This window comes from Actinoplanes siamensis, assembly GCF_016862395.1.
Taxonomy (GTDB): Bacteria; Actinomycetota; Actinomycetes; order Mycobacteriales; family Micromonosporaceae; genus Actinoplanes; species Actinoplanes siamensis.
On record NZ_BOMW01000026.1, the window covers coordinates 174391 to 180934 of the forward strand.

At 72.6% G+C, this 6544-nt stretch carries 7 protein-coding genes; 5 read left to right on the forward strand and 2 right to left on the reverse strand.

The annotated features are described in order from the left end of the window. Nucleotides 1-255: 255 nt before the first annotated feature. The 3 genes from Asi03nite_RS14585 to Asi03nite_RS14595 all read left to right on the forward strand — a co-directional run bounded on the left by Asi03nite_RS14585 (nucleotide 256) and on the right by Asi03nite_RS14595 (nucleotide 2019). Entirely contained in the window at nucleotides 256-759 is a 504-nt protein-coding gene (locus tag Asi03nite_RS14585) for a hypothetical protein (RefSeq protein ID WP_239102682.1), read from the forward strand. A gap of 2 nt (nucleotides 760-761) precedes the next feature. After that, nucleotides 762-1430: a LamG-like jellyroll fold domain-containing protein gene (locus tag Asi03nite_RS14590; RefSeq protein WP_203680096.1), complete on the forward strand. Its 669-nt coding sequence runs from the start codon at nucleotides 762-764 to the stop codon at nucleotides 1428-1430. A gap of 103 nt (nucleotides 1431-1533) precedes the next feature. Further along, nucleotides 1534-2019: a hypothetical protein gene (locus tag Asi03nite_RS14595; RefSeq protein ID WP_203680098.1), complete on the forward strand. Its 486-nt coding sequence runs from the start codon at nucleotides 1534-1536 to the stop codon at nucleotides 2017-2019. A 4-nt stretch (nucleotides 2020-2023) separates the two neighbouring features. Here the strand turns inward: Asi03nite_RS14595 and Asi03nite_RS14600 are convergent, their stop codons facing one another. Further along, nucleotides 2024-3178, reverse strand: a complete 1155-nt coding sequence (locus Asi03nite_RS14600; RefSeq protein ID WP_239102683.1) for a glycoside hydrolase family 18 protein — start codon at nucleotides 3176-3178, stop codon at nucleotides 2024-2026. A 139-nt stretch (nucleotides 3179-3317) separates the two neighbouring features. Here Asi03nite_RS14600 and Asi03nite_RS14605 point away from each other — a divergent pair, with 139 nt between their 5' ends. Next, nucleotides 3318-5453, forward strand: a complete 2136-nt coding sequence (locus tag Asi03nite_RS14605) for an alkaline phosphatase family protein (RefSeq protein ID WP_239102684.1) — start codon at nucleotides 3318-3320, stop codon at nucleotides 5451-5453. Here Asi03nite_RS14605 and Asi03nite_RS14610 read toward each other — a convergent pair. After that, nucleotides 5450-6118, reverse strand: coding sequence for a DedA family protein (locus tag Asi03nite_RS14610; protein ID WP_203680102.1), 669 nt, complete (start codon nucleotides 6116-6118; stop codon nucleotides 5450-5452). The genes Asi03nite_RS14605 and Asi03nite_RS14610 overlap by 4 nt on opposite strands. Before the next feature lie 110 nt (nucleotides 6119-6228). Here Asi03nite_RS14610 and Asi03nite_RS14615 point away from each other — a divergent pair, with 110 nt between their 5' ends. Next, entirely contained in the window at nucleotides 6229-6390 is a 162-nt protein-coding gene (locus tag Asi03nite_RS14615; protein WP_203680104.1) for a hypothetical protein, read from the forward strand. Nucleotides 6391-6544: the final 154 nt, after the last annotated feature.

Consider the following 6544-nt stretch of genomic DNA (forward strand, 5'->3'; position numbering starts at 1 on the left):
CGCAGAGCCGGTGCGGTCCCGGCCGCTGCACGGGGCCAGGAGGCGGCCGGGGCCGAGCTCGCCCCGCGGCGTGCGTGATCCGCCGCGGACCCGCGGGAAGACGCCCGAAGTCGGTCGCGGCGGCCGCGTCCCCGTCCGGGTGCGCACCCGAAATTTATATCATGTACTTATGCAATTGCGTCATGGGAGGTGACCGGTTTCCACCCCGACGCGCGACCCCCGAATTCCCACGAGCCGCGGCCGAATCCTGGAAACATGCGAACCATGGACGAGTTCTGGCTCCACCCGCGGCTGGGGACGGCAACTCGGGACGGCCGGGCGCCGCGGCACTACCTGATCGCGCTCCAGCACGCCGTACACACCATCGGCGCGGACCCGCGCTGGCAGCAGTGGTGGGACCGGACCGGCTTCCGGGGATGTCAGCTCGGCATCGTCACCGAGGGTGTGGACCACCTGCGGCCCAGCGCCGACATCCGGCACGTCGGCGACCAGCTGCGCGCCAACTTCACCTGCGCGCTCCCGCCGGCCTGCACCGATCAGGAGCTGATGCGGCGGGCGGTGGCCGAGGTGCGGACCATGTTCGAGGTCATCCGCGAGGCGATGGCGCTGCCCGACCTGCCGCCGGACCCGGAGCCGGCTCCACCGCCCAGCCGCGCCGACGACGTCCCGGTGATCGAGAAGCCGCTGACCTCGGTGCCCCGGGAGCTGGAGAGACAGGGCTACCTGACGCTCACCCAGGTGCAGAACTTCTTCGGTTGATCATGATGGTTCCCGTTCCGATCGCCGACACCCCGGTGCCGGCCGTCGTCGCCCGCTACGACTTCAACGGCCAGACGATGATCCTCGACGACTCCGGCTTCGGGCACACCCTGCGGGTCGTCGCGGGGCACGGCGGCGTGATCCGGCCGGTGGTGCACGGCACCGGCAACGCGCTCGCCTTCCCGGCCCGCTGCGAGCTCACCGTCTGCCCGCACGTGGCGCTGCAGAGCCCCGGGACCACCGATCTCAACCCCGGGACCCGCGACCTGTCGTACGGGGCGGACGTGCTGCTCGCCCCGGGGCAGACCAGCAAGGGGCAGAACGTCGTGCAGAAGGGCTACTCCAAGACCGGCAGCCAGTACAAGCTGCAGGTCGACGGCGTCGCCGGGCAGCCCAGCTGCGTGCTGGTCGACGAGCGTCGGCCCGGGGTGATCCGGCTGGTGCGCAGCTCGGTGACGGTGGCGGACGGGCGCTGGCACGCCGTGCGCTGCGAGCGGGCCGGCAGCCGGTTCGACATCTATGTGGACAATGTGCTGCGTGGGCGGACCGAGGTGCCGGCCCGGCTCTCGGTCGCCAACGACTCGCCGCTGAGCATCGGCGGCAAGGGCGCCGCCCGCGACAACGATCAGTTCAACGGCGCGCTGGACAACGTCTGGGTCCGGATCGGCTGACTCCCCAAAGACTGCCAACGGTTCCCTTCGACGGACCGCGGGCGCTCCGGGACCGCGAACATGGTCCCCGTTGAGACCACCACTCCGCACGGGGGATTCCGTCATGTTCACTCGCACCGCCGTCCTCGCCGTCGCCGCCACCGGCCTGATCGCCCTGACCGGCTGCGACAAGGCCGAGACCGCCGCCGCCCCGGCCCCGGCCGCGACGACCGCGACCGCCGCGCGCACCGCGACGGCCACCACCACCACGGTGGCCGCTGCCGCGACGAAGCCGGCCACCGAGCGGGCGAAGCCGGCAACCGAGCGGGCGAAGCCGGCCGGGGGCTGCCCGGTCGCCACCGCCACCTTGCAGAAGCTGGCCGACTACCCGGCCGGCTGGAGGATCGACGAGTCCAGCGTGAAGTGCAAGGACGACTGGGCCGTCGCCTCGATGATCGCGCCGAGCCCGGACCAGCAGGGCGACGGCCGGATCTTCTTCGCCTACGACCGGAAGACCGGCAAGTGGGCGAAGAAGGGCGAGGGCAGCGCCGTCGAGTGCGGCGCCGGCGACGCCATGAACATCCCGCCCAGCACCGGCTTCTGCGGCTGACCCGTCAGCCGGCCAGGGCGGCGACCAGCGCGCCACCGGGAGTGTCACCGGACAGCTCCCAGGCGAAGACGCCGCCCAGCGACCGGCTTCTGGCATAGGCCACCTTCCCGCGGATGGTGCCCGGGGTGTCGTAGGACCACCACTGGGCGCCACACCGGGCGTACGCCGTCCCGCCCACCGTCCCGGTCGGCGGGCACCGCCCGGCCAGGACCCGGTAGTCCTCCATCCCCTTCTGGTACGTGCCCGGCGCGGGTCCGGTCGCGGTGGCGCCCGGCCCGGCGCCGCGCACCCCGGTCCACCCGCGCCCGTAGAACCCGATCCCGAACAGCAGCTTCGCCGCCGGCACCCCCTGTCCGAGCAGCTGGGACACGGTCGCCTCGGTGGTCGCCCCGGCGCGCGTGATGCCCGGGTACGTGGTCAGCGGCGAGTGCGGCGCGGTGCTGTGCCTGTCGGTGTCCGCGGCGCCGAAGTAGTCGTAGGTCATCGCGCTCAGCCAGTCCGCCTGCGTCGCCGCCGCGGAGTAGTCGGTGGACTCGAGCTTGCGCACGTCACCGGGCACCGCCGCGGTGACCAGCAGGCCGGTGCCGAACGCCGTGCGCAGCGCCCGGAGCAGCCGGGGCAGGGCCTCCCGCCCGCTGCGGTCGCACTGCAGCCCGCAGCTGTTCGGGTACTCCCAGTCCACGTCGATCCCGTCGAACAGGCCGGCCCAGCGAGGGTCGTTGAGCAGGGCGTGGCAGGACCGGGCGAACGCGGCCGGGTCCTTGGCCGCCTCGGTGAACCCGGCCGACCCGGTCCAGCCGCCGAACGACCAGAGGATCTTCAGCCCCGGGTGCGCGCCCTTCAGCTTCCAGAGCTGGCCGAGGTTCCCGCGCAGCGGCGTGGACGCGGTGTCCGCGACCCCGTCGACGCTGTCCGCGGCGGCCACCGGCTTCTGGTACGCCGCGAACGCGTCACCTACCGCGCAGCGGCCCCCGTCCACTTTGCCGAACGCGTACAGCAGGTGGGTGAGCCGCCCGGCGGCCCCGCTGACCGCCAGATTCTTCACCCGGAAGCCGCGCTGGTAGACACCCCACTCGGTGAAATATCCGGCCACCACCCGGGCGGCGGCCGGGGCCGGCTCGGGATGCGGCGGGCGCGAAGGAGCCTGACAAGCTGACAAGATCAGGATAAGCAGGACTAAGACCGCTGACCGGACACGCACCGGCACGAACCTAGCGCGCCCAGCCGGTGATCGCCCCCCGGCTCACCCGATCGAGTGGGGCTGCACCCCGCGCGACCGGCTGTGCCATTGTCGAGCCGTGGCCCTAAGCCCTGAGATGCGTGCCCTCTTCGCCTGGCGGCGGGTCCTGGGCCGGGCCCGTGCTGTGCTGCGCAGCGCGATCACCACCTTCGTGGTGGTCACCCTGACCCTGTGGCTGATGCCCGGCGTGGCCGGCGCCGACATCCTGGACACGCTGAACCTGGTGGTCCTGGTCGCGGTCGTCGGCGCGGTGCTGCGGCCGCTGCTGCTGCTCGGGATTACCGCGCTGGGTGGCTGGGGCGCCATGCTGTTCGGCGTGATCACGCAGGTCGCGGTGATGGTGGTGGCGCTGCGACTGGACCCGGCCAACCGGATCCGCGGGCTGCCGACCCTCGTCGTCGCGGCGATCGTCGCCGTGATCTTCGCCGCCCTGCTGGACTGGATGGCCGACGCCGGCAGCGACGACACGTTCGTCCGGGAGGCGCGCCTGCTGATGCGCGGCGTGCGCCGCCGGGCCGCCCGGCGGTCCGGGGCGCCGTTGTTCACGCTGCGCCGGCCACGTCCGGGCACCGAGCCGGGCCTGCTCGTGGTCCAGCTCGACGGGGTCGCCGAGCCGGTGCTGCGCTGGGCGATCCGGGCCGGCAACCTGCCCGTCCTCGGGCAGTGGCTGCGCTCCGGCAGCCACAGCCTGCGCCGCTGGCACACCGGGCTGCCGTCCACCACCCCGGCGTCCCAGGCCGGCATCCTGCACGGCGCGTCCCGGCAGATCCCGGCGTTCCGCTGGTTCGAGAAGGAGACCGGCAAGGTGATGGTCTCCAACCGGCCACGCGACGCCGCGGTGATCGAGCGCCGGCTCAGCGACGGCCGGGGCCTGCTCCGCGACGGCGGGGTGAGCATCGGCAACGCTTTCGGCGGGGACGCCGCGACCAGCCTGCTGACGGTGAGCCACGCGGCCCTGCCCGGCCGGTCGGCGCGCGGCTGGGCGGCGTTCATGGCCTCGCCGTACGGCTTCACCCGGGCGCTGGTCCTCGGCGTCGCCGAGGTCTTCACCGAGCTGCACCAGGCCCGCCTGCAGCGCCGGCGCAACCTGCAGCCCCGGGTCAGCCGCTCCGGCGCCTATCTGGCCCTGCGCCCGGCCGCCATGCTGCTGCGCGACGTGAACGTCTCGCTGATCGCCGAGCAGATGGCCCGCGGCGTCCCGGCGATCTACTGCGACCTGGTCGACTACGACGAGGTGGCCCACCACGCCGGCCCGGCCCGGCCGGAGTCGATGCGCCAGCTGGAGAGCCTGGACCGGATGCTCGGCGTGCTGGAGCGGCTCTCGCCCGAGGCGGCCCGGCGCTATCACCTGGTGGTGCTCTCCGACCACGGGCAGAGCCAGGGGGCCACGTTCCGGCAGCGGCACGGCGAGACCCTGGAGGAGGTGGTCGAGCGGCTCACCGCGGACCCGGCCGCCGGCCCCCGGGAACCGGCCGAGGAGCAGGGCCGCAGTGCCCCGGCGCCACCACCGGTATCCGCGGCGCTGCTGGTGCTCTCGTCCGGCAACCTGTCGCTGATCTACCTCACCCGCCGCACGCACCGGGTGCTGCGGGCCGAGATCGAGCAGACCTACCCCCGGCTGATCCCCGGGCTGGCCGCCCATCCGGGCATCGGTCTGGTCGTGGTCGGGGACCAGGACGGGCCGATCGCCTACGGCCCGGGTGGCAGCCATCGGCTGCGGGAGGGCGTGGTCTCCGGGCAGGACCCCCTGCTGCCGTACGGGGATCGGGCGCGCGCCGACCTGCTGCGTCACCAGGAGGCGGCACACATCGGCGACCTGGTCGTGATCAGCGCGATGGACCCGGAGACCCAGGAGGTCGCCGCGTTCGAGGAGCTGGTCGGCTCGCACGGGGGACTGGGTGGGTGGCAGACCGACGCGATGCTGGTGCATCCCGCGGCGTGGACCGTCACCGGCGACCTGCACGGCCCGGACGCGGTGCACCGCCAGCTGATCGAGTGGCTGGTCATGCTCGGCCTGCGCGAACCGGACCGGCCCCCGGTCACCGCCGGCGAGCCGGTCTACGCCTCGGCCGAGGTGGCGGGCGAACCCCTGGCCGACCGGCCGGTGGTCGGCGGACAGCAACCGGGCCACGGCCGTACCACCGGATCGTCAGCGGGCGCGGCCGGCGGCGGACCGCTCACCCGGAGCCCCTAGGCCGGGTTCTCCTCGATCGGAGCGGCCGCCGTCGCGCGGGCCCGGCGCCGGCGGATGTGCCGGACGTGCAGCGTCACGTAGATCGCGACGGCCACCACCACTGCACCGATCGCCAGCCACTTGTACCGGTGGGCGTGCTCCATGATCGTCACCAGGTTCGCGCCGAGCAGGTACGACACCGTGGTCCACCAGCCCACCCAGAGCGCCGCGCCGATCGCGTTGTAGATCGTGAACGTCTTCCACGGCATCTTCGTGATCCCCGCGATCACGCCGTTGAGCTGCCGCAACCCGTCGATGAACCGGGCCACCACGATGATCCGGTTGCCGCGCCGGGCGAAGAACCGCTCGGCCTTCTCCAGGCGTTCCGGGGTGACCAGGATGTACTTCCCCCAGCGGTGCACCACTCTGCGGCCGCCACGCAGGCCGATCCAGTACCCGATGTTGTCGCCGATCACCGCGGCGAAGAAGCTGATCAACGCGACCACGTAGATGTTCATCCGGCCGGCGCCGGCGTAGATCGACGCGGCCACCATGATCGTCTGTCCGGGCGCGGGCACCCCGAAGCTCTCCACGCCGATCACCACGGCGAGGGCCAGGTAACCCCAACGGTCCAGGATCGGGGCGACGCTGTGCAGGAACCCGGGAAGCTCGGCTGAAGGAGGCATCGGCTACACGGTAGCCGCCGTTTCTGATGACGACCGCATGGACCTGTTCGGCAACAACGGTCAGACCTTTTTCGGTAGCGCTCCCATACACGTTCGGTTGAGATGAACGGATGATCGACGTTCGTCAGGTCGCGACGGCCCGTCCCGGGCCTGCCCTGGCCGCCCTCTCGGTCGGCACCTTCGCCATCGGGATGACCGAATTAGTCATCATGGCCTGCTGCCGGACGTCGCTGCCGACCTCGCGGTCAGCATTCCCACCGCAGGATCACTGATTTCCGGTACGCCGCAAGCGTGCTGATCGGCGGGCCGTTGGTGACCGCCCCGATCCTGGCGGCGGTCCTGCTGCCGACCGAAAGGCCCCGGTCCCACCAGGACCGGGGCCTTCCGCAGTGATCGGGCTCAGATGGTCTCGGCGGCCAGCTGGTT

Coding starts and splice junctions, on each gene's coding strand:
- Asi03nite_RS14585 (WP_239102682.1), top strand. CDS start 256: ATGCGAACCATGGACGAGTTCTGGCTCCACCCGCGGCTGGGGACGGCA.
- Asi03nite_RS14590 (WP_203680096.1), top strand. CDS start 762: ATGATGGTTCCCGTTCCGATCGCCGACACCCCGGTGCCGGCCGTCGTC.
- Asi03nite_RS14595 (WP_203680098.1), top strand. CDS start 1,534: ATGTTCACTCGCACCGCCGTCCTCGCCGTCGCCGCCACCGGCCTGATC.
- Asi03nite_RS14610 (WP_203680102.1), bottom strand. CDS start 6,118: ATGCCTCCTTCAGCCGAGCTTCCCGGGTTCCTGCACAGCGTCGCCCCG.
- Asi03nite_RS14615 (WP_203680104.1), top strand. CDS start 6,229: ATGATCGACGTTCGTCAGGTCGCGACGGCCCGTCCCGGGCCTGCCCTG.